Consider the following 21,381-nt stretch of genomic DNA (forward strand, 5'->3'; position numbering starts at 1 on the left):
AGAGATAAGTAATCTGGAAAAAATTACTCTATAGTTTTCTCATATGATCTTTCTATTTTATTGTTTGTGGCAATACCTATTTTAGTTGAGGTATGAACCCTCAACGCAATTAACACTGTAAGGAAGGAAAATGAAACAGTTCGTCTTTGTATTAGGCCTTTTGTCCATTGTTCTTGCAGTCGCGCATCCTGCTTCGGCTATGCAAGTAGAGCAAAAAATCGCCACAAATGGTGTGGCATCGATCGAATATTCGGTACGAGGGGAGGGGCCATTGCTCATGATTCTTGCTTCAACCGGGCGAGGAACGGCGGAGTTCGCGCCACTCGCGGATCGGCTGGCGATGCGTGGCTATCGCGTTGCCTTGCCGGAACCACGCGGAATCTCAAGGTCAACCGGTCCGATGGAAAACGTGACCTTCCACGACTTTGCTGATGATTTTGCGGCCGTGGTTGCGGCGGAAGGAGGTAAGGCAATCATAGTAGGGCACGCTTATGGCCACTGGATCGCTAAAACGATTGCCGCGGATTATCCTAAGATGACGCGTGGCATAGTACTTTTGGCAGGGGCAGCGAAATCTTGGCCCTCGGAGCTCTCGGATGCGATCACGGTGATTAGTAATCCGACATCCACTCGTGAAGAGCGGCTGGCGAAACTTAGACTTGCTTTCTTCGCGGAAGGCAATGACCCGACGTCTTGGCTTGAGGGCTGGCATGCTGATGTCATAAAAAGTCAGTCCTCGGCGCGTAAGCTGACCAATCGCAAGGATTGGTGGGCGGGCGGGACGGCGCCGATCCTCGATTTGCAGGCGAGTTCCGATCCATTTAGACCTGAAACGTCTCGGATGGAAGCGAAAAACGAGTTCGGGAACCGCGTTACTGTCTCAGTGATTGAAGGGGCCAGCCATGCACTACCTGCGGAGAAGCCGCTTGAAGCAGCTGATGCAATTGCAGATTGGGCCGACAAACTGAAATAATTTAAGGACAATATCTGGTCCTTATCAGGGCATTCGTACCGAATTTGTTGCGGTGTGAATGCCCCAATCAGGGATGATGCCAATAGGCAAAATAGACATCCTGCCTCAAGTTTTACACCTTATGCCGGTGATGAGCTGGAATACTCCACCAACATCGGTGCTTTGAAACTCATCTTGGCTTTGTTCTTCGACACCTTGTGTCGACAAAATTGATTAAAAAACCATACCAATCAAGTTGTATTAACAATATTAGTTACAACATACTTTTAAATACAACACTAACAAAAATATGACAGAACAACGAAAAACTAAACAAACTGCTATATGAAAATCCAGAAAGCCATCACAGGGGAGTAATGGCCTGAATCTGACGAGATTACTTGAGCAGTAATCCAGTGGCAGGGATTGCTGTTATCAGCAATACAGCAATAGTGAGCTTTTCAGCCAGATGTAAGCTATTTTTCTGCGGGTTTTGATGGCGTACATACAGAAAAACTATAAGACCTGGTGCATAGAGAACAACAGACAATAACAAATTCATTAAACCGGATGCATAAAGTAGCCATATGCCATAAATACAGGCTCCAACGGCAATGAGTAATAATCCTTTATTGCTACGATCAAAAGCGACTTTTAAAAGAAATGCTCCCACCAGGAAATAGGGCACTAAAATCATCTCTGACGCAATTGCCAGTAATGAATTGTAATTGCTTCCACTTAACCAGATCAAAACGAGAGAGAATTGTACCGCGCCATTAGTGAACCACAATGAAGATGACGGTGCATTATTGCGGTTTTGCTGGCTAAATACTTTTGGAAAAGAGCCGTGTTGGGAAGCGATAAATGGCACTTCTGCCGCCATAATCGTCCAACTCAGATAAGCACCACAGACGGAGATAATCAATCCGGCGGCAATAATGATTTCGCCTGCGGAACCAACGAGTCCCACCATCAGGTTTGCCATTGATGGGTTGCGTATTTCTGCTAACTCAGATCGTGGTACTAATCCAAGGGAGAGTAGGGTGACCAAGATATATATTGCTAATGCTGCAACGACAGCCAGCATGGTTGCAATACCCACGTCTGTCCGTTTTTTCGCCCTGGCTGAAACGACAACAGCACCTTCAATACCAATAAAGACCCAAAGAGTAATCAACATGGTGTCTTTTACTTGTTGCCAGACAGGAACGCCTAGATCAATGCCTTTAAAGTCAAGGTTAAAGATATCCATTTTGAAGGCTATGGCGGCAAGTATGATAAAAGCACCTAAAGGCAGCAATTTTGCCATTGTCGCCAATTTGTTGATTCCGGCTGCGGTTTGAACGCCGCGGAGTACCAACCAATGGACGAACCAGAGTAGGATAGATTCTCCCAATAGGGACTGCCAAGTATTGCCATCACCAAAGATGACGATGCCCTCTTTGTCAGTAAAGAAACTTAGTGCGGCAAAAACGATAACCAGATAAGAAACATTGGCAACGACTGCGCATAACCAATATCCCCAGGCAGAGCAGAAGCCTATTAGTTCACCAAAGCCCTCTTTGGCATAAGTGAAAATCCCTCCATCAAGATCCGGACGAAGACGAGAGAGTAATAACAGTGCGGTAGCCAGGAACAGGATGCCGACACCTGTTATTCCCCAACCAATCATTAACGCTGCCGGGCTGGCGATTTCAGCCATATTCTGCGGTAAGCTGAAAACACCAGCACCAACCATAGAGCTGAGTACCAGAGCAGTAAGAGCTGTGAGACCTAGTTTCTTTTCCAAAGATATGTTCCTAATGTGACATAAACTGCATTATTAGCCAGTTCATTACCCGATCATAAAGATGAACTGGGTATCTGGTTTTCGTTGCTTCCAAGCTGTATAGAACGGAAAGATAGACAGATTGAACCTAGAAATAGAGGGGGGATTCTACGAAGGGTATGAGCTGGATGCAATGGTTTTCTATGCAAATAACTATAAAATTTATGCATTGTTTGATGGTGAGTTTGGTGATGATTAAGTGTAGTGAGATGCAATTTATTTTTATAAGCTTATATGAGTTATTTTTATAATGCTGTTTGTCGTATTGAGGTAAATAGGTGATAAATATGAAGTACTATGGTGTTATTACTAATTAAGTAATTTTTATTTTAATTTTTTCGATCGATCTCAAAATTTAATAAAATGATTGTGGAAAATTTAATCTCTAATTTTTATTTTGTCATGCAATATTATTGCTAAGTAATAATCATCTTTTGTTTTCATGTCAATTTGTTAAATTAATCTATTGAGTATGTAGTTTCATAATGTTATAAATATTTCATTAAATTAAAACATTTAGAGTGTTTTTTAATTTATTGATTTAATTTAAGTATTTATTGAAATTTAATTGATTTTGTTAATTTTATATTCAGGTTAATATATTTTTCATTGACTTTTCTATCAGTAACTAATTAAATTTCCACAATGTGATATAAAACTAATCTTATATAAAAATAAAAAAATCATGTTGACAACGACTGCTTTGATTTATATTGTTTGTGAAAATATTACTCTGCCATTTATTAACTTGTTTTTCTTGTATATGTTTTTAATTTTCAGGAATGATTATATGTACATATGCCAAAAAATATTCTCAGATGGTTAGAGGACAACTGTCATTCAAATTCTTATCTTTTAGGTGCCGATGAATGGCTCAGTATTAAATATTCATAAAGGTTAGAACATATGAAACGTGTTCTTGTAGTGTCATATTCCCAAAGTGGTCAATTGATCGAGGTGGTAAAAAGTTTAATCTCACCCCTGCAAGAGTCTGATGAGATATACATCCGTGAAGTTGTTCTGAAACCGATTCCAGAATTTGCGTTTCCCTGGAAATTTTCCAAATTTGTTGATGTTTTCCCAGAAACAGTGCAGTTGCATCCGCCTGAGCTAGCGCCTTTGAATCTGGAAGACGAAGAACCTTTTGATTTAGTCATATTAGGCTACCAGGTTTGGTATTTATCGCCGGCTCCTCCGATAACAGCATTTCTTAAGAGTAAAGAAGGAAAGCGTGTACTTAATGGCCGACCGGTGGTGACAGTTATTGCTTGCCGAAATATGTGGTTGATAGCTCAGGAAACTGTCAAAAGATTGTTGCATGAAAGTGGAGCGTATTTGCGCGATAACGTGGTCTTTGTTGATAAAGCAAACTTTTTTGCAACAGTATTCACAACCCCGATATGGCTAATGACAGGAAAAAGACAGCCATTTCCTAGCTTACCGCGGGCGGGTGTATCGGAGGAAGATGTTAAAGATGCTCCACGTTTTGGTGATGCATTATTGGCAGCGCTCAAAACGGATAAAGAGAAAGTTGATGCTCCAATGTTGAAAGGTATGGGTGCGGCGGTTGTCGACCAAGCTTTTATTTTTGGTGAACGTGCGGCGCATCGAGGGTTTAGATTTTGGTCCGGGCTGATTTGTCGTGTGGGCAAACGAGGAATATGGGTAAGACGCGCTTTATTAGCGTTGTTTGTAACCTATTTGATATTGATGGTACTAGTTGTTTTTCCTATTTCAGTGGTTGTTCGCCGTTTGCTTACCCCATTACTTAAAGAACGTCTTAATGAATTACAGAAATACTATGAACAACCTTCTGGTTCTGCCCGCTATGATGATAAGGAGATAAATAAGTAAATGAGTAACAACGTTTATATCACTAAAGTTTCCGCGTTTATGCCGGGAAACCCAATAGATAATAATACAATGGAATCTGTTCTTGGTTTTGTTGGTGGTCGTCCGTCAAGATCTCGTCATATAGTCCTTCGCAATAATGGTATCAAATATCGCCATTATGCACTGGATCCAGAGACAGGTGAGGCAACTTATACATCTGCTCAACTAGCGGCTGAAGCAGTAAAAGGTTTGGTTGATGAACACTTCTCTTTAGACGATATGCAAATTCTGGCAGCAAGCAGTGGTACTCCTGATCAAATTATACCGGGTCATGGTCTCATGGTTCATGGAGAGCTCAAAAATAAACCATGTGAAGTTATCTCAACTTCCAGTGCTTGTGCTGCGGGTATAACAGCGATGAAATATGCTTATTTGTCCGTTCTCTCGGGAACGACAAGTAATGCGGTTTCAACAACGTCGGAAGTACCTTCCACTGTATTGCATGCCCGCAATTTCCAGAGTGAAAACGAAGCTCGGGTTGCAGAACTGGAACGACGCCCTGAAATCGCTTTTGAAAAAGATTTTCTACGTTGGATGCTTTCTGACGGCGCCGGCGCTGCTTTACTTGAAAACAAACCTCGACCTGATGGTGTTTCATTACGAATTGATTGGATAGATATTTACTCTTTTGCTAATGAGCAAGAGACATGTATGTACTCAGGTGGAGAAAAGTTAGCAGATGGCAGTTTGAAAGGTTGGGCTCAAATGAGTCAGGCTGATTGGCTTGCCTATTCTGTTTTCTGCATCAAACAAGATGTTAGATATTTAAATGAGAGGGTTGTTAAATTCACACTTACCGAACCATTGAGACGGATAGTTGCTGATCGTAATTTATCGGCAGAATCTATTGATTGGTTCTTGCCTCATTACTCATCTGAATATTTCCGCATGAAATTTGCCAAGGGTCTTGAAGATATTAATTTTGGTATTGAACAAGAGCGTTGGTTTACTAACTTAACAATGAAAGGAAATACCGGATCGGCTTCTATTTATATCATGTTGGATGAGCTTATGAAGTCGGGTAAATTGAAGAAAGATCAGCGTCTGTTATGTTTTATCCCTGAAAGTGCCAGATTCACAGGGGCATTCATGCACCTGACTGTTGTGTAAATATTTAATCTTAGTGTTAATGAAGAATGGGGAAACAACCTGTTTCCCCTCGTAATGGGTACATCTAGGAAAATACAGCGTGGAAAATTTAGAGAATCGTGTCAAAAGTGTTGTTGCAGAACAACTTGGAATACCTGAAACCCAGATTCTTAATACACAAACATTCGAGGAATTAGGTGCCGACTCGTTAGATAATGTTGAATTGATTATGGCTCTGGAAGAGCACTTCGGAATAACTATTGATGATGAAGAAGCGGAAAAAATAGTGACGATACAGAACGCCATTGATTGTATCGATTCGAAGTTGGAATCCGCTAACTAATTTGAAGAACTTTATTATCTTTATGAATAAAAAAAGCACATATGATTATCATGTGTGCCTTTTTTTGTTTTTGGTTCAATAGGGTTATTTGAACAGATCTGCGCTGATAGTGGAGGTTCCACCACTGGATTGCCATTCACGGGTAATATGATAGTACTTAGCGCCTTTAGCCGCGGCGCGTTTAGCGACTTCATAGGAAACATCAGGCATGCTGTTGTAATAGCCTGAAAAGGTGATGGAATCAAAAGGTACCATCTGAGCAGCGCTGATTTTATTTAATTCTTGGATTTTCGTACCGTTAGGAAGGGTGACAGTGTAACGCTCACCTTTAGAATACTGGGTTTCAAAGAAGCGACCAACAGAATTACTGGTCGAAGTTGAAGAGGCTAAACCAGGAATTTCTACTTTCTTAGCCGATTCGCCACCAGCAGCCAATGCAGTGCGTCCAGAATCGGAATCTGCCGGGATAACCGCTTCATCAGCCTGAATTTGGCGTTTTGGCGCATCATCTTTATAAACATAAGCGGTAACCGTCTGATTACCGCCATCATTGATTGAAACCTGACGAACAATAAAGAAAGCCGCTGCGCCTTTTTTCTTGGCTTCTTTTGCAATGGTTTCCTTCAAATCGGGTTCAGTGTCATAAAAGCCGCTAATAGTGACCGTATCGAATGGCTCCAGCGTTACAGCTTCTGTTTTGGGTAATTCTTTGATGCCGCGAAACTCACGATATTTAGGTGAATTATCAATTTTCTCTGCATCTTTGTGATACAGATCAGCTACAACGCGCAGGTTGCCACTATTATTCAGATCATCAAGGCTTTGGATATAAAACCCATCAGCACCCATTTTGTCTGCACGACGGGAAACCGCATCGGCAGCTTCATAAATAGCATTAAAAGGGCCTGTAACCGTAATACGTTTAAACGGTTTCAGCTCTGCTGCTTTCTCCGGGGATAACTCCTGAGCTGCTTGAGCAGTGGTAATACCCGTTAATGAGAATACCGCTGCTGCAATCATCGTTGTTTTCAGCTTCATAAAAAATCCTTCCACCTTGCGCATTAAATAATAGTTGTAACTTGCTGAACATGGTTGTGTATCACATAGCCGATAATTATTACATGTAATAATAGCTAATGTCCCACGAATTTATGCTATCAGTATGAATGAATGCAAGTTTATAGAATAGGGCGCCATAAGTTTTTAGCAACATAGGGAGTGAGCCAGTTAAAAGTGCGATTTGCGCCGGTAATACTATTTATAGTACTACTTATTATAGTACTACTTATTATAATACTACTTAGTTATTTTTTACCCATTAGCGATCGATCACCGATAATATTTTCAGTTGGTTATTAAAATATTTGTTGATAGATTTTACTGATGGCAGTAATCAAGTTAATTTAGTCGCTAAGTTGACTGTAGCAAGCAATAATCATCATTAATCTTAGGCTTTAGGAAGGGAACATTATGCGTATTGGTGTACCGAAGGAGCGACTTGTCAATGAAGCACGTGTTGCAGCCACACCGAACACTGTGGAACACCTGCTGAAATTGGGATTTAATGTCGTTGTTGAGAGTGGAGCTGGGCGTTTAGCCAGTTTTGAAGATAGTGCTTACCAACAAGTAGGTGCTGAAATTACTGATCGTCATAATATTTGGCGTTCAGATATTATTTTAAAGGTTAATGCTCCTGAGGATGACGAAATTGCATTAATGAAGGAAGGGAGTACGTTGGTTAGTTTTGTCTGGCCAGCGCAAAACCCTGAGTTAATGCAGAAGCTATCAGACCGTAAAGTCACGGTGTTGGCGATGGATTCAGTACCGCGTATTTCCAGAGCACAATCGTTGGATGCATTGAGTTCTATGGCAAATATTGCCGGTTATCGTGCAATAGTCGAAGCCGCTCACGAATTTGGCCGTTTTTTTACTGGTCAGATTACTGCGGCGGGAAAAGTCCCGCCAGCCAAAGTGATGATTATTGGCGCCGGTGTTGCTGGTTTGGCTGCTGTGGGGGCCGCAGGCAGTCTGGGCGCGATTGTTCGTGCATTTGATACTCGCCCTGAAGTGAAAGAACAAATTCAGAGCATGGGGGCGGAGTTTCTTGAGCTGAATTTTGAAGAAGAAGCCGGTAGTGGTGACGGATATGCAAAAGTCATGTCCGAAGCCTTCATTAAAGCGGAGATGGCGCTTTTTGCCGAACAGGCAAAAGAAGTTGATATCATTGTAACCACAGCCTTAATTCCTGGGAAACCCGCTCCACGTCTTATCACCAAAGAGATGGTTGAATCCATGAAGCCAGGTAGTGTGATTGTTGATCTGGCTGCTCAGACGGGAGGAAACTGCGAGTTAACGCAAGCAGATAAATTGGTTATTACTGCAAATGGCGTGAAAATTATTGGTTACACAGATTTGCCCAGTCGCTTGCCAACACAATCTTCACAACTCTACGGCACTAACTTGGTTAATTTGCTTAAGTTATTGTGCAAAGAGAAAAATGGCGAAATCAATATTGATTTTGACGATGTTGTTATTCGTGGCGTGACAGTCATCAAAGAGGGCGAAGTTACCTGGCCGGCACCGCCTATTCAAGTTTCGGCCCAGCCGCAGGCAAAACCGGTATCAGTTAAAGCAGAAAAACCAGCGGCGAAACCTGTTTCACCTTGGTTGAAATATGGTTTATTGGCATTGGCTGTTATCTTGTTTGGTTGGTTAGCCAATGTTGCACCAAAAGAGTTCTTATCTCACTTTACTGTTTTCGCGCTGGCTTGTGTGGTGGGTTATTACGTGGTCTGGAATGTCAGCCATGCTTTGCACACACCGTTAATGTCGGTAACTAATGCCATTTCGGGGATTATTGTCGTTGGGGCGTTATTACAAATTGGTGATGGTGGATGGGTAAGTTTCTTCTCATTTATTGCCGTTCTTATTGCCAGCATTAATATCTTCGGTGGCTTCACTGTCACTCAACGTATGCTGAAAATGTTTCGTAAGGACTAAGGGGTAACTAATGTCGAGTGGAGTCGTTACAGCAGCATATATTGTTGCCGCCGTTTTATTTATTTTCAGCCTGGCAGGTTTATCTCGTCATGAGAGTTCTAAACGTGGAAATATTTTTGGTATCACTGGAATGGCAATCGCATTGATTGCGACTATTTTCGGGCCTGATACCGGAAGTGTTGTCTGGATTATTCTGGCGATGGTGATTGGTGCGGTGATTGGTATTCGTCTGGCAAATAAAGTTGAAATGACTGAAATGCCGGAATTGGTTGCTATTCTGCACAGTTTTGTCGGTTTGGCCGCCGTGCTGGTCGGTTTTAATAGTTTTATTGCTCACGATAGTTTTGCAGAACCCGTGATGGAGAATATCCATCTAACAGAAGTCTTCTTAGGGGTTTTCATTGGTGCGGTTACCTTCACCGGTTCCGTTGTGGCATTTGGTAAATTATGTGGAAAAATTTCCTCTAAGCCGTTGATGTTGCCAAATCGTCATAAATTAAACCTTGCAGCGCTTGTGATCTCTTTTGTGCTGTTGATTACCTTTGTGAAAACGGAAAGTACGGGCCTGCAAGTGTTCACGTTATTGCTCATGACAGCAATCGCATTGGCGTTTGGTTGGCATTTGGTTGCTTCCATCGGTGGCGCGGATATGCCAGTGGTGGTTTCAATGCTGAATTCTTATTCAGGTTGGGCAGCAGCAGCAGCGGGTTTCATGTTGAGCAATGATTTGTTGATTGTAACGGGTGCACTGGTTGGTTCTTCGGGGGCGATTCTCTCTTACATCATGTGTAAAGCCATGAACCGCTCTTTTATCAGTGTGATTGCCGGCGGGTTTGGTACTGATGGTTCTTCAACCGGTGATGAGCAAGAGATGGGCGAGTACCGCGAAATCACGGCGGAAGAGGTTGCTGAACTATTGAAAAACTCAACTTCTGTTATCATCACGCCGGGGTACGGCATGGCTGTTGCGCAGGCGCAGTATCCGGTACATGACATCACAGCCAAACTGCGGGAGAAGGGAGTCAACGTTCGCTTTGGTATTCATCCCGTTGCGGGACGTCTGCCTGGGCATATGAACGTGCTGTTGGCAGAAGCAAAAGTGCCTTACGACGTTGTTTTGGAAATGGATGAAATCAATGATGATTTCTCTGATACCGATACTGTGTTGGTCATTGGCGCCAACGACACCGTTAACCCTGCGGCACAGGAAGATCCCAACAGCCCGATTGCGGGTATGCCCGTTCTGGAGGTTTGGAAAGCACAAAATGTTGTTGTGTTCAAGCGCTCTATGAACACAGGTTACGCCGGGGTGCAAAATCCACTGTTCTTTAAAGACAATAGCCAAATGTTGTTCGGTGATGCGAAGGCGAGCGTAGAGGCAATCCTGCGTGCACTGTGATTTTCTATTGTTTTAACTTACAGCTATGATGGATTTACTGTCTCTTAGTCAGATTTCTTGATTAAGAGACAGAAATTACATTCGTTGTTTTACTTTATTTGCGATTCACTAGTTATTAATGCTTAAGTTAGTGCTTATAGTTGATTTCTCGCTGGTGACGGATAGCCAAAATGTAACGCGTATTACTTCCGGGAAGTTCTCTGTATAACAATATATAGCCTGTACCACCAAAAGGGATAATTAACTCAAAGAGTGGATAAATTTCTGTTGGCCGTCCAGATAAGACGTTAGATTCCAGTGCTTGGATGTGTTTGCTAATGATACTAAGTGCCGACTTCGCAGCAACTGTATCGCGTTGATATAAGAAATCAATAAGACGATTTATATCCCTTGTTGCTGCGGGAGTGACTATTACAGATGGCATTCAGGTGGCTCCTTATCCTCGCCACGTATAATCGCATCCAGCCAATTACAAAGTTCACTGCCAGTTAAATGTAAACCGGTGGCTTCATATTCTAACCAAGCGTTTTCGGCATCACGTAAAAATTGTTGTCTGGCCTCCAAAGTATCAATTTCACTTTCGATTGAACGTACCATAAGCGAATGGGCAGAAATGCCTTGCGTGTCAGCCAACGCTTTAATGCGTGTTTTTAACCCTTCATCTAAGCGAAGGGTTATTGTCTGTTTCGTTTGTTTATGCATAACCTTTCTCACAATGATATCACTAGTAACACAAATGCTATCATTAGATAGCGAGCATAACAACATTTCAGGATGTAATACATCGCACGGTTATGTGAAGAGTTCTGCGTTTGTTATTTAATTTCCAGCGTATCGTATCCCCGCCAGCGATAATTCATCACTGATAAGGTCCAGAACAGAACAAAAATCCCGACAACCCAAAAACCAACATTGCCCATATTGTCATTTAATGCCCCGATAGTGTTCCAGAAAACGCCATGCAAATCCCATTGTTCAGCGATAAGCCCAAGCGCTTCCAGCCCACCGATGAACAGTGCTACAGCAACGGAAGCCGCGGTAATGGTCATGTTGTAGTAGAGTTTGCGTGTCGGTTGGGAAAATGCCCAACCATAGGCACCCACCATCACAAAATTATCCAGTGAGTCGATGAGTGCCATACCGCTGGTAAATAGCGCCGGGAATACCATCAACGACCACAGAGGAAGCCCACTGAGAGAGCCGGCGGCAGATATACTTAATAGCCCAACTTCGGTAGCGGTGTCGAACCCCAATCCAAACAGAAAACCGACCAAATACATATGCCAGCTTTTGCTTACCAACCGAAAGACCGAGTGAAACAGGCGCGTCATAATCCCTCCCGGCGTCATTTCTAGTACAGTCAAATCACTTTTAGCCAGATTTCTGCCACGTTTGATCTCCTGAAACTTCTGATAAACGCTTTTTAATATCAGCAAATTAATTAGTGCTATTGCTAGCAGAAAGCAGGCCGAAACTAAGGTACCGGCAATGCCGCCATAGTCATGAATCCAGCCCATTTGATCTTTAAACGCCATAGAGGTTAGAACGATGGCGAAGCAGGCCAGAATAACAATGGTGGAATGCCCAAGAGAAAAGAATGCGCCGACAGCAATAGGTGATTTACCCTGTTGCATCAATTTACGGGTGACGTTATCAATGGCTGCGATGTGATCAGCGTCGACCGCATGGCGCAGTCCATAGCTGTAAGCCAGCAGGGCTGCCCCCATCATAACCGCATGATGACGGAAAGCGATAAATGCCCAAACCCAAGCCAGTATGTTGGCGGCAATCAAAACAACAAGAAGAGATACAGCACGTTTTTTATCCGTTAAATTATTCATATGTGGAATACCTGTAAATCTGTAAATGTAAAACCCGTCTTAAGGGTGATTGCTAGAAGTCCAAAAAAACAGTAAGTATTTTCTGACTTCATGACCTATAATTTTTTTACCAAGTGGACATACTAATCAGCTTGTAATATTACCTTGGATAAATTTAAATAAGAGGTAAGAGGACTAACCTGTGTTGAAAAGAATGATCTTAATTGACATATTATGGTCTTTGTGTCAAAGATTTTTTGCTAAAAGATTATCTAAATCAATATTCGGATAGGGACAGCAGCTTTTGAATAAAGTCTGTTGGAAAAATTGTATTAAGTTATATATTGACATATAAGTTATATATTGACATAGCAGTGTGGCCGTATGGAATAACCAATGATTAGGGGGCTTTATGCAATTAACACCAAGGGAAATCGAAAAACTCATGGTATATACACTGGCTGATGTCGCATTAAAGCGTAAGTCTCGCGGTTTAAAACTCAATTATCCTGAAGCCGTTGCGATTATTACTGCGGCTGCATTGGAAGGCGCCAGAGAGGGGAAAACATTGGAAGAAGTGATGGATGATTCCAGACATGTTCTGACTAAAGAGGATGTGATGGATGGCGTCGCTGATCTTATTCCGCATGTACAGGTTGAAGCAATATTTACTGATGGTAGTCGTTTGGTTACTGTACATGATCCCATTCAATGATTGCTGAAACAAATTGTAAATAGCAGGAAAAATTATCTAGACAAAATATTAACTTATGTCTTGACTCACGTCTTAACGTGGAGATTTTCCGATGGAAAAAAATAATAAAGAAGATGTTACTCCGTTGGGGGGGTATATTCTGGCTAAAGACCCGATCTCCTTTAATGAAGATCGTCCGGTTATTCAATTAAAAGTTCGTAATTCAGGTGATCGTCCTATTCAGGTGGGATCTCATTTCCATTTTTTTGAAGTAAATAAAGCTTTGCAATTTAATCGTGCGGCTGCGTTTGGTAAACGACTTAATATCACAGCAACAACTGCTATCCGTTTTGAACCCGGTGATGAAATCGAGGTGTCATTAATCCCGATTGGCGGGAAACAAAACGTTTATGGATTTAATAATTTAGTCGATGGTTGGGCGGGTAAAAGTCAGGTTGTTATTGATGAGCCTGTGGAGAAAACCTGGTTACATGCCGGATAGTAGAATCGAATGAATTCAAGGTAGAATTGACGAACGTCGGAAAATCTTTCGAACAAAGGAATAAACTATGCCAACCATTTCCCGACAGGAATATGTAGGTCTTTTTGGTCCTACGATCGGCGATAAGATCCGCTTGGGTGATACCAATCTATTTATTGAAATTGAGAAAGATCTGCGTGGCTATGGTGATGAATCGGTCTATGGCGGGGGCAAATCCCTGCGTGATGGTATGGGGGCGGATAACCGTATGACTAGCGAAAACGTATTAGATTTGGTCATCACCAGCGTCACTATTTTAGATGCCCGACAAGGCGTCATTAAAGCGGATGTCGGCATAAAAGGGGGACGTATTGTCGGGATAGGTAAAAGTGGTAATCCTAACATGATGAATGGCGTTACCCCCGGTATGGTGGTTGGTGTTAGTACTGATGCTATTTCTGGTGAGCATCTCATCCTCACGGCTGCGGGCATTGATACCCATATTCACTTTATTTCTCCTCAACAGGCTGAACATGCTTTATCCAATGGGGTGACGACTTTCTTTGGCGGTGGTGCTGGCCCCACTGATGGGACTAACGGCACCACTGTCACCGCCGGTCCGTGGCATATCCATCGCATGTTGCGTGCTTTTGAAAGTTTACCGGTTAACGTAGGTATTTTGGGAAAAGGCCATGCTGCGGCGGCTATGCCGCTGGTTGAACAGATCAAAGCGGGCGTTTCCGGCTTGAAAGTGCACGAAGACTGGGGCGCAACGAACTCAGCGTTGCGTAATGCCTTACGTGTAGCGGATGAAATGGATATCCAAGTCGCAGTGCATACTGATAGCCTGAATGAAGGCGGTTATGTTGAGGATACCATTGATGCTTTTGAAGGTCGTACCATTCATACTTTCCACACCGAAGGCGCCGGTGGCGGACATGCACCGGATATCATTAAAGTTGCCAGCCAGATGAATGTGTTGCCCAGCTCGACTAATCCCACCCTGCCTTACGGTATCAATAGTCAGGCAGAACTATTTGATATGATTATGGTTTGCCATAACCTTAATCCCAAAGTACCGGCCGATGTTGCATTTTCGGAAAGCCGAGTGCGTCCAGAGACCATTGCAGCGGAGAATGTTTTGCATGATATGGGCGTACTGTCGATGTTTTCCAGTGATTCTCAGGCAATGGGGCGAGTGGGAGAGAACTGGCTGCGTGTGATGCAAACTGCTCATGCCATGAAAGCGGCACGCGGCAAGTTGCCGGAGGATGCAGCACATAACGATAACTTTCGTGTATTACGTTACGTCGCCAAAATTACGATTAACCCGGCTATTGCTCAGGGAATAAGTCATGTGCTCGGTTCGGTTGAAGTGGGAAAAATGGCTGATCTTGTGCTGTGGGAGCCACGTTTTTTTGGCGTAAAACCTAAGTTGGTCATTAAAGGCGGTATGATTAATTGGGCGGTGATGGGGGACCCAAATGCTTCATTGCCGACGCCGCAGCCGACATTTTATCGTCCGATGTTTGGCGCATTGGGCAAAACCCTTCAGGAAACCTGTGTTACTTTTGTATCCCAGGCGGCGATGGAACTGGGGGTAAAAGAAAGCCTTGGTTTGGAACGTCAGGTTATGGCGGTGCGCAACTGCCGGGCTATCTCTAAGAAAGATATGGTGCGTAATGCTGAAACGCCCGCAATTGAAGTGGATGCAGAAACCTTTTCTGTCAAGGTGAATGGTGAATATGCCACTGTAAAACCGGTCAGGACAGTCGCGCTCAATCAGCGCTATTTCTTTAGTTAATCTATTTTTTGTTGCCGGTCAGAGAATATGTTTCTGGCCGGATTAACCGATCCATGCGTTCAGAGGATTATCTTATGATTGTTATTGAACAGATTCTTGGTAATGCCAAAAAGGATGTTTTCTGGCGAGATCGCTTGCAAGGGATTTCGCCGGATATCTTAGTGCTTTCACAATGGGAAGCGCAAAAAAGCCGTTGTCGTAAATCTACCCTTAACGGATTGGATTTAGGTATTTCCCTTGACCGTCATCAAGTATTGTCTGATGGTGACGTTTTATTGTGGGACGAAGCTAAAGGACTGGCGGTTATTGTTCAAATGAGCTTGCGTGACGTGATGGTTATTCACCTGAAATCATTACTGTCATTAGATTTAGAGACGGTAATGAAAACCAGCTTCGAACTTGGTCATGCTTTAGGTAATCAGCATTGGAAGTCAGTGATTAAAAACAACCAGATTTATATTCCGCTGACAGTATCAACTAAAGTCATGGATTCAGTCATGAAAACCCACGGTTTTCATGCATTGCCTTACTCCTTTGTTAAAGGTGAAGAGATATTGCCTTCTCTTAACAACTCAGAAGCTCGCTTATTATTCGGTGGTGCTGAGGATTCTGCGACACACGTTCATGTCGATAATACATTTCTGAACCAGCATGTGATTAAACTAAAATGAATGCTCTCCGCTTAATCAGAATCATGCAGTTTGCTGATTCAGTATTGCCTGTTGGCGCGTTTTCTTTTTCAAACGGTCTGGAATCGGCCATTCAGAGCAAAATCGTGTATGACGTGGCAACGTTAAGCGAGTTCACGCGCACAGCGTTGTTACAGGCGGTAAGTAGTGATGGCCGCGCAGTTGTGGCCGCGTGTCAGGCGCTGAATAGTGGGCAACATGATGTGGCTATCACCCATGATTGGGCGGTATTTAATCGCAAATTAAATGAAGAAAGTCGCACAATGGTCACGCGGATGGGGAAAAAATTAGCGGAGATGGCAGTTGAAGTCACCGGTGAATCGTTAATTGCATGGTGGTTAGCACAAATAAAGAGCGATATTGCCGCCGGTACCTATCCGATTACTTTGGCGGTTGTCATGAGTGCATTGGGTGCGGCTCCACGTGAAGTGATCGTCATGCATCAATATGGCGTTGCAATGACGATACTCAGTGCGGCTATACGCCTGATGCGTGTTACCCATATTGAAATTCAACGTATCTTGTTCTCATTGAATCAAGATATTGAACTATTTTGTGATGAGGCGGAAAAGGGAGGGATTGAACAGATGACATCTTATGCACCTATGACCGATGTTCTGGCAGCGCTTCACGTTAGCGCGTTTACCCGGCTGTTCAGTAATTAACTTGATCCTGATATCGCTTTTAACCACCTCTTAATCGTGTGAGGAAATCCTTGTGAAAAAAATTACCCGAATTGGTATTGGCGGTCCGGTGGGTTCAGGCAAGACGGCCGTTATTGAAGTGATCACGCCTATCTTGATTCAGCGCGGAATAAAACCTCTGATTATCACCAATGATATTGTTACCACGGAGGATGCTAAACAGGTTAAACGTACCTTAAAAGGCATTTTAGATGAGGAAAAGATACTTGGCGTGGAAACCGGTGCTTGCCCTCATACCGCGGTGCGCGAAGATCCCAGTATGAATATTGCCGCGGTAGAGGAGATGGAAGCGCGTTTTCCTGACAGCGACGTTGTGTTAATTGAAAGTGGTGGTGATAACCTGACACTCACTTTTAGTCCGGCTTTGGCAGATTTTTATATTTATGTGATTGATGTCGCTGAAGGAGAGAAAATTCCGCGCAAGAACGGACCGGGTTTGGTACAGGCTGATATTCTGGTGATCAACAAAATTGATTTAGCGCCTTATGTTGGCGCCAGCTTGGCGGTGATGGAGCATGACACTCAAGTTGTACGTGGTCAGCGTCCTTATATCCTTACCAATTGCAAAACCGGAGAGGGTGTTGAAACGTTGGTAAATATGATCATGCGTGATTTCCTGTTTACCCATTCATTACAGGCGACGCAATGACTTCCACCAGCTCACCGCAAAATATCGGAGATGCATGTCAATGGGCGAATAATCTTGGTGTCAACGCGCCGGAACTTGCACGATTTCAGGATGAACCGCCTCAAATGGCAAGCGGTGATGTCGGTAAAATTGGCTATCTGCGGTTGGGATTTGCCCGGCGTGGCGATCGTAGTATTTTGGCGCAAATGAAACGCCGGGGGCCTTATTTAGTGCAGCGGGCGCTGTATTGGGATGAGGCTTTACCGCAGATGCCGTGTGTATTTATGATCTCCACGTCGGGATGTATCTTGCAAGGGGATAGATTGGCGCTGGACATTCATGTCGCTCCAGAGGCGTTTGGTCATGTCACCACCCAATCGGCGACTAAAATTCATTCGATGGAGAATAACTACGCAGCGCAAGTACAAACTATCCAGATAGAGCAGGGAGGCTATCTGGAAATGATGCCCGATCCGGTTATACCTCACAGTGGTTCTCGGTTTATTACCGACACTCAAATAACCATTCATCCGACTGCCACATTGATTTATTCTGAAATTATTATGTCCGGTCGCAAATACCACCCTGCTGATCAGGGGTTTAAATTTGATGTTTATTCATCACGTATTACGGCAACTGATTTTGATGGCAAAATATTGTTTACAGAGCGTTATGTACTGGAGCCTAAAAAACAACCGCTGAACAGCGTAGGGGTGATGGGGCCGTTCCATGTGTTCGGAAACGTGATCTTGCTGACACCTCAGGTTCACCATGATCGTATTCTGGCGCGCATGACTCCTCAGTACGATGCTGAAACCGGTATAGCGAGTGGTACCAGTCGTTTACCTAATCAGTGTGGTCTAATCTTTAAGGTATTGGGAAAAGAAACTTATCAAGTTAAAGCGGGTATTCGTCTTTTTTGGCGTATAGCTCGTGAGGAGATCCTTGGCGTTACACTGCCTGAGCCGTTTATCTGGCGATAAAACCTGGGACGCAAATCTGTTTCAGGTTTTATCGCCAAATGGGTGATTATCATGCTATTACTCTATTATTATCACTCTTTAGCGGCTTTAACTGGGCATTCAAAACCATCAGGTTTTATCGCCAAAAGGTCACATTTAAGCTGGTCGATCACATGCTCTGCGGTATTTCCCAGAAAAGCGGCGGATAGCCCAGTTCTGCCAAGGATACCAAAAACAATAATACCCGCATTCATCTCATCACACATTTTGGGAATAACACTCTCCGGTAATCCTTCATGGATATGAGTATATTTTTCATCAATACAGAATTTTTGGCGCAATTCTTTCATGGCAATAAGATGCTGGCCACGTAGAGCATGGTTATAAACACTTGGGTCGAAATCGGGTAATTCAATGGCGATATTCAGTGGCGCGACAGGATAGGCGCTGACCAAATGAATTTCTGGGTTTTTCATGACTTGATTTGCCAGTTCCTGAGTTTCCTTAACGAGTTTCAGGTTCAGTTCATGATGATATGACTCTTCATTAGATAAATTGACCGCGACTACAACGGTGCCTTGGTCTGGCCATATCTGATCTTTTACCATCCATACTGGACATGGGCATTTGCGGAGTAACTGCCAGTCAAGTGGGGTAACAATCAAGGAGCCTAGCTTGTCATGTTTATGCGTCATTTTCAGAAGTAAATCGTGATTACCTGTAATGACCTCCTGGATAATCGCTTCATAAGGTCGATTATGCCATACCACTTTTATTTCAATATCAATACCGGCTTCCAGATAGTAGTACGCTTGTTGTTTAAGCCAGGCAGTACGTTGGCTGGTAACCCCTTTACGCATAGCACTAGCTTCTTCTGGGGAGAGTAAGGTGGTCATTTCATAAGAAAGATCATAAATGGGCAAGAAAGCTTTAATCCGGCCGCCGTTGCGTTGCACTATATAAACTGCGCGTCTTAATGCCGGTTGATCGTCCTGACTTGGGTCAATTACAACTAAAAGGTTTTGATAGTTTGCCATAATGGTATCCTCACAGAGGCTAGACAAAACACGCTTCAATACTCACGTTTCAATACTAAAGATAAACCAATATAAGCAAACCGAACAGGTCAGAGGAGAACCAGATCAACAAAATAAGATGATCTGGTTTTAAGACTAGGTAATTGAAACAGATTTTTTTCCGACTAACTCAGACAACTTATCCATATCTTCAATCGTGATGTATTTACCTTTTACACCGAGAGTATTGTTTTTCTGGAAACGCCCAAGCAGACGACTAATAGTTTCAACAGTTAAACCGAGGTAATTACCAATATCACTGCGAGTCATAGTTAAACGAAATTCTCTTGGTGAGAAACCCCGCTGAGCGAAACGACGAGAGAGATTATAAATGAATGCGGCCAATCGTTCTTCGGCGTTTTTCTTGGATAACAACAATATCATTTCTTGGTCGCCCTTAATTTCCCCGCTCATTAGGCGCATCATCTGCTGGCGAAGATTAGGCATTTTCCCGGATAGGTCATCCAATGTTTCAAACGGAATTTCACAGACCATTGATGTTTCCAGAGCCTGAGCAAAACTTGGATGTTTAGTGTTAAGAATAGCGTCAAAACCGACTAAATCCCCTGCGAGGTGGAAACCTGTAATTTGCTCATCACCTTCTTCGGTGATAGTGTAGCTTTTAATTGTGCCAGAACGGATAGCATAAAGAGATTTCAACTCATCGCCTGCTTTAAATAGTGTTTGCCCTTTCTGGATAGGTTTCTTACGCTCAATGATATTATCAAGCTGGTCAAGCTCGTGCTCATTCAGGGTAAAAGGAATGCATAGCTGGTTAATGCTGCAATCCTGGCAGTGGATCGCACAACCACCAGACTGGATTCGACGAATAACACGTTTTTCCTGGATCATATGGCATGCTCATTTGAAATATTCATATCCTTCAACTTTAGCATTTCTTGATGATTCTGGTAAGAGCTATAATGGTTTTCTGCAATTTATTCGAGAAAATGTACTACCTTATATATTAACTATAAGAAATTGTTACATTACCGTAAAGTTAATGTTCGATCATTGCCATAGCAAGATTATATTCAATATCAGCGTCTTGAGTTTAGTAAAGAGTTTCTCCTTTATCCACCTATGGCAAGCCCTATTTTTACGTTCTCCATAGCAATTATCTTTTAAAATCTATCTATTTTTTATTTTTCTGACAAGTCAGATTATGGCTCCATATAAAGGTTTATAGAGAAATAAGACAAGTCTGAAAACATGGTTTGAATTTAAGAGCCTATTTTTGATTTTATTCCTAAATACAACTAGTTAAATAATAAGGTAAATTGCCTTTTTAAATGGCATATTTATCGCGGCGACAAGGACGATTAATGGGCAATTAAGTGTCTCGATTGGTTCTTTTGGTGCTTCGCTTTGGAATCATATAGGTGGTTTTTTTCTCTTAACAATAATATTGACGCTTTGTTTGTAGCAGTCAGTAGTTATATTTTTCTTAAATTAGGGGCGATGAATGCCGCTGTCCTTGTTATTGCAGGGCAAATGTTATCAGCGGTACTGCTTGATTGGCTATATCAGGATATGACTCCTGGGTTGGTAAAAATTGTTGGAGTACTGTTTGTTTTATATCACTTTTCTAACGGAGAATTTGTACGAATAAGTGATGATATTGTCCGAAAAAAGGATGTTATCGCGATTAATCAGCAAGTTTATGATCGTTCCAGTTTTGATGTGTCAATTATTCCACGTTGTGTCCCGGAATGGCATTATTATATGACATTGGGTCGTCGGTTACATGCGTTACAAAGTAATCCATTGTATATTGGATTAATGTCATCTGGTTACAGTTCGGAGAGCAATAATGATTTATCTTCGGCGAAAAGGATGCGATCTATTCTCAATGCACTTGATAGACCTATGGCGGCATTTTATTTCTGCATAGGCGGAGGTATTAGCCAAGCGCAATATATGTGTGAAGGGATGAAAGAAGATGTTGTTCATATGAAAGGGCCAGTTGAGATCACCACGATGATTTTTTCGAAAGTGGGGGTAATTCTTTGATGGCCG

20 protein-coding genes and 1 pseudogene are annotated in these 21,381 nt (G+C 42.7%); 14 read left to right on the forward strand and 7 right to left on the reverse strand.

Features of this window, described 5'->3' with window-relative positions:
* Nucleotides 1-130 precede the first annotated feature (130 nt).
* On the forward strand, nt 131-973 hold the full coding sequence (locus BA1DRAFT_RS01710) for an alpha/beta fold hydrolase (RefSeq protein ID WP_036775633.1): 843 nt from the start codon (nt 131-133) through the stop codon (nt 971-973).
* 376 nt (nt 974-1,349) lie between these two features.
* Here the strand turns inward: BA1DRAFT_RS01710 and BA1DRAFT_RS01715 are convergent, their stop codons facing one another.
* Nucleotides 1,350-2,741 (reverse strand): amino acid permease, encoded by a 1,392-nt coding sequence (locus tag BA1DRAFT_RS01715; RefSeq protein WP_036775635.1) that lies wholly within the window; start codon nt 2,739-2,741, stop codon nt 1,350-1,352.
* 945 nt (nt 2,742-3,686) lie between these two features.
* Here BA1DRAFT_RS01715 and stlC point away from each other — a divergent pair.
* The 3 genes from stlC (at nt 3,687) to stlE (ending at nt 6,105) form a co-directional block, all read left to right on the forward strand.
* Nucleotides 3,687-4,634 (forward strand): stilbene biosynthesis aromatase StlC, encoded by a 948-nt coding sequence (gene stlC / locus BA1DRAFT_RS01720; protein WP_036775636.1) that lies wholly within the window; start codon nt 3,687-3,689, stop codon nt 4,632-4,634.
* The gene (gene stlD / locus BA1DRAFT_RS01725) at nt 4,635-5,783 is read left to right on the forward strand and encodes a beta-ketosynthase StlD (protein WP_036775639.1); all 1,149 of its coding nucleotides are present in this window, start codon (nt 4,635-4,637) and stop codon (nt 5,781-5,783) included.
* A 79-nt stretch (nt 5,784-5,862) separates the two neighbouring features.
* Nucleotides 5,863-6,105, forward strand: coding sequence for a stilbene biosynthesis acyl carrier protein StlE (gene stlE, locus BA1DRAFT_RS01730; RefSeq protein ID WP_036775642.1), 243 nt, complete (start codon nt 5,863-5,865; stop codon nt 6,103-6,105).
* Between the two features lie 84 nt (nt 6,106-6,189).
* On the opposite strand, the gene ydgH is transcribed toward stlE, so the two are convergent.
* Nucleotides 6,190-7,143 (reverse strand): DUF1471 family protein YdgH, encoded by a 954-nt coding sequence (gene ydgH / locus BA1DRAFT_RS01735; RefSeq protein WP_036775644.1) that lies wholly within the window; start codon nt 7,141-7,143, stop codon nt 6,190-6,192.
* A 432-nt stretch (nt 7,144-7,575) separates the two neighbouring features.
* Between ydgH and pntA the strand changes: the two genes are divergently transcribed.
* Together pntA and pntB are read left to right on the forward strand one after the other, a co-directional pair.
* Nucleotides 7,576-9,105, forward strand: a complete 1,530-nt coding sequence (gene pntA / locus BA1DRAFT_RS01740; protein WP_036775646.1) for a Re/Si-specific NAD(P)(+) transhydrogenase subunit alpha — start codon at nt 7,576-7,578, stop codon at nt 9,103-9,105.
* Nucleotides 9,106-9,115: 10 nt separating this feature from the next.
* The gene (gene pntB / locus BA1DRAFT_RS01745) at nt 9,116-10,504 is read left to right on the forward strand and encodes a Re/Si-specific NAD(P)(+) transhydrogenase subunit beta (RefSeq protein ID WP_036775647.1); all 1,389 of its coding nucleotides are present in this window, start codon (nt 9,116-9,118) and stop codon (nt 10,502-10,504) included.
* 127 nt (nt 10,505-10,631) lie between these two features.
* On the opposite strand, the gene BA1DRAFT_RS01750 is transcribed toward pntB, so the two are convergent.
* From BA1DRAFT_RS01750 to BA1DRAFT_RS01760, 3 genes are all read right to left on the reverse strand, one after another.
* Nucleotides 10,632-10,928 (reverse strand): type II toxin-antitoxin system RelE/ParE family toxin, encoded by a 297-nt coding sequence (locus tag BA1DRAFT_RS01750; protein WP_011146423.1) that lies wholly within the window; start codon nt 10,926-10,928, stop codon nt 10,632-10,634.
* A complete protein-coding gene (locus BA1DRAFT_RS01755; RefSeq protein WP_036775649.1) occupies nt 10,916-11,206 on the reverse strand; it encodes a CopG family ribbon-helix-helix protein in 291 nt (96 codons plus the stop codon). Before BA1DRAFT_RS01755 ends, BA1DRAFT_RS01750 begins: the two co-directional genes overlap by 13 nt.
* Before the next feature lie 113 nt (nt 11,207-11,319).
* Entirely contained in the window at nt 11,320-12,345 is a 1,026-nt protein-coding gene (locus BA1DRAFT_RS01760; protein WP_036775651.1) for a HoxN/HupN/NixA family nickel/cobalt transporter, read from the reverse strand.
* A gap of 391 nt (nt 12,346-12,736) precedes the next feature.
* Between BA1DRAFT_RS01760 and BA1DRAFT_RS01765 the strand changes: the two genes are divergently transcribed.
* The 7 genes from BA1DRAFT_RS01765 to BA1DRAFT_RS01795 all read left to right on the forward strand — a co-directional run bounded on the left by BA1DRAFT_RS01765 (nt 12,737) and on the right by BA1DRAFT_RS01795 (nt 18,307).
* Nucleotides 12,737-13,039 (forward strand): urease subunit gamma, encoded by a 303-nt coding sequence (locus tag BA1DRAFT_RS01765; RefSeq protein WP_011146425.1) that lies wholly within the window; start codon nt 12,737-12,739, stop codon nt 13,037-13,039.
* A 91-nt stretch (nt 13,040-13,130) separates the two neighbouring features.
* Nucleotides 13,131-13,520: an urease subunit beta gene (locus BA1DRAFT_RS01770; protein ID WP_036775652.1), complete on the forward strand. Its 390-nt coding sequence runs from the start codon at nt 13,131-13,133 to the stop codon at nt 13,518-13,520.
* Between the two features lie 67 nt (nt 13,521-13,587).
* Nucleotides 13,588-15,303, forward strand: coding sequence for an urease subunit alpha (locus tag BA1DRAFT_RS01775; RefSeq protein WP_036775654.1), 1,716 nt, complete (start codon nt 13,588-13,590; stop codon nt 15,301-15,303).
* A gap of 74 nt (nt 15,304-15,377) precedes the next feature.
* Nucleotides 15,378-15,974 carry an urease accessory protein UreE gene (locus BA1DRAFT_RS01780; RefSeq protein WP_036775655.1) on the forward strand — a complete coding sequence of 199 codons (597 nt, stop codon included), beginning with the start codon at nt 15,378-15,380 and terminating at the stop codon, nt 15,972-15,974.
* Nucleotides 15,971-16,657 carry an urease accessory protein UreF gene (locus BA1DRAFT_RS01785; protein WP_036775657.1) on the forward strand — a complete coding sequence of 229 codons (687 nt, stop codon included), beginning with the start codon at nt 15,971-15,973 and terminating at the stop codon, nt 16,655-16,657. Before BA1DRAFT_RS01780 ends, BA1DRAFT_RS01785 begins: the two co-directional genes overlap by 4 nt.
* 52 nt (nt 16,658-16,709) lie before the next feature.
* Nucleotides 16,710-17,345, forward strand: coding sequence for an urease accessory protein UreG (ureG, locus tag BA1DRAFT_RS01790; protein WP_011146430.1), 636 nt, complete (start codon nt 16,710-16,712; stop codon nt 17,343-17,345).
* Nucleotides 17,342-18,307, forward strand: a complete 966-nt coding sequence (locus BA1DRAFT_RS01795) for an urease accessory protein UreD (protein ID WP_036775658.1) — start codon at nt 17,342-17,344, stop codon at nt 18,305-18,307. The genes ureG and BA1DRAFT_RS01795 overlap by 4 nt, the downstream gene beginning before the upstream one ends.
* A 71-nt stretch (nt 18,308-18,378) precedes the next feature.
* Here the strand turns inward: BA1DRAFT_RS01795 and uspE are convergent, their stop codons facing one another.
* Both uspE and BA1DRAFT_RS01805 read right to left on the reverse strand, forming a co-directional pair.
* The gene (uspE, locus tag BA1DRAFT_RS01800) at nt 18,379-19,323 is read right to left on the reverse strand and encodes a universal stress protein UspE (RefSeq protein ID WP_036775660.1); all 945 of its coding nucleotides are present in this window, start codon (nt 19,321-19,323) and stop codon (nt 18,379-18,381) included.
* 135 nt (nt 19,324-19,458) lie between these two features.
* The gene (locus tag BA1DRAFT_RS01805) at nt 19,459-20,214 is read right to left on the reverse strand and encodes an FNR family transcription factor (RefSeq protein ID WP_036775662.1); all 756 of its coding nucleotides are present in this window, start codon (nt 20,212-20,214) and stop codon (nt 19,459-19,461) included.
* A gap of 469 nt (nt 20,215-20,683) precedes the next feature.
* Between BA1DRAFT_RS01805 and BA1DRAFT_RS23860 the strand changes: the two are divergent.
* A pseudogene (locus BA1DRAFT_RS23860) lies at nt 20,684-21,375 on the forward strand (DMT family transporter).
* Nucleotides 21,376-21,381 lie beyond the last annotated feature (6 nt).

The sequence above is a fragment of the Photorhabdus aegyptia genome, assembly GCF_000612035.1.
Classification (GTDB): domain Bacteria; phylum Pseudomonadota; class Gammaproteobacteria; order Enterobacterales; family Enterobacteriaceae; genus Photorhabdus; species Photorhabdus akhurstii.

Coding starts and splice junctions, on each gene's coding strand:
- BA1DRAFT_RS01805 (WP_036775662.1), bottom strand. CDS start 20,214: ATGATCCAGGAAAAACGTGTTATTCGTCGAATCCAGTCTGGTGGTTGT.
- uspE (WP_036775660.1), bottom strand. CDS start 19,323: ATGGCAAACTATCAAAACCTTTTAGTTGTAATTGACCCAAGTCAGGAC.
- BA1DRAFT_RS01780 (WP_036775655.1), top strand. CDS start 15,378: ATGATTGTTATTGAACAGATTCTTGGTAATGCCAAAAAGGATGTTTTC.
- BA1DRAFT_RS01775 (WP_036775654.1), top strand. CDS start 13,588: ATGCCAACCATTTCCCGACAGGAATATGTAGGTCTTTTTGGTCCTACG.
- BA1DRAFT_RS01795 (WP_036775658.1), top strand. CDS start 17,342: ATGACTTCCACCAGCTCACCGCAAAATATCGGAGATGCATGTCAATGG.
- BA1DRAFT_RS01785 (WP_036775657.1), top strand. CDS start 15,971: ATGAATGCTCTCCGCTTAATCAGAATCATGCAGTTTGCTGATTCAGTA.
- ydgH (WP_036775644.1), bottom strand. CDS start 7,143: ATGAAGCTGAAAACAACGATGATTGCAGCAGCGGTATTCTCATTAACG.
- pntB (WP_036775647.1), top strand. CDS start 9,116: ATGTCGAGTGGAGTCGTTACAGCAGCATATATTGTTGCCGCCGTTTTA.
- BA1DRAFT_RS01765 (WP_011146425.1), top strand. CDS start 12,737: ATGCAATTAACACCAAGGGAAATCGAAAAACTCATGGTATATACACTG.
- BA1DRAFT_RS01710 (WP_036775633.1), top strand. CDS start 131: ATGAAACAGTTCGTCTTTGTATTAGGCCTTTTGTCCATTGTTCTTGCA.
- BA1DRAFT_RS01760 (WP_036775651.1), bottom strand. CDS start 12,345: ATGAATAATTTAACGGATAAAAAACGTGCTGTATCTCTTCTTGTTGTT.
- BA1DRAFT_RS01755 (WP_036775649.1), bottom strand. CDS start 11,206: ATGCATAAACAAACGAAACAGACAATAACCCTTCGCTTAGATGAAGGG.
- stlC (WP_036775636.1), top strand. CDS start 3,687: ATGAAACGTGTTCTTGTAGTGTCATATTCCCAAAGTGGTCAATTGATC.
- BA1DRAFT_RS01770 (WP_036775652.1), top strand. CDS start 13,131: ATGGAAAAAAATAATAAAGAAGATGTTACTCCGTTGGGGGGGTATATT.
- stlD (WP_036775639.1), top strand. CDS start 4,635: ATGAGTAACAACGTTTATATCACTAAAGTTTCCGCGTTTATGCCGGGA.
- pntA (WP_036775646.1), top strand. CDS start 7,576: ATGCGTATTGGTGTACCGAAGGAGCGACTTGTCAATGAAGCACGTGTT.
- BA1DRAFT_RS01750 (WP_011146423.1), bottom strand. CDS start 10,928: ATGCCATCTGTAATAGTCACTCCCGCAGCAACAAGGGATATAAATCGT.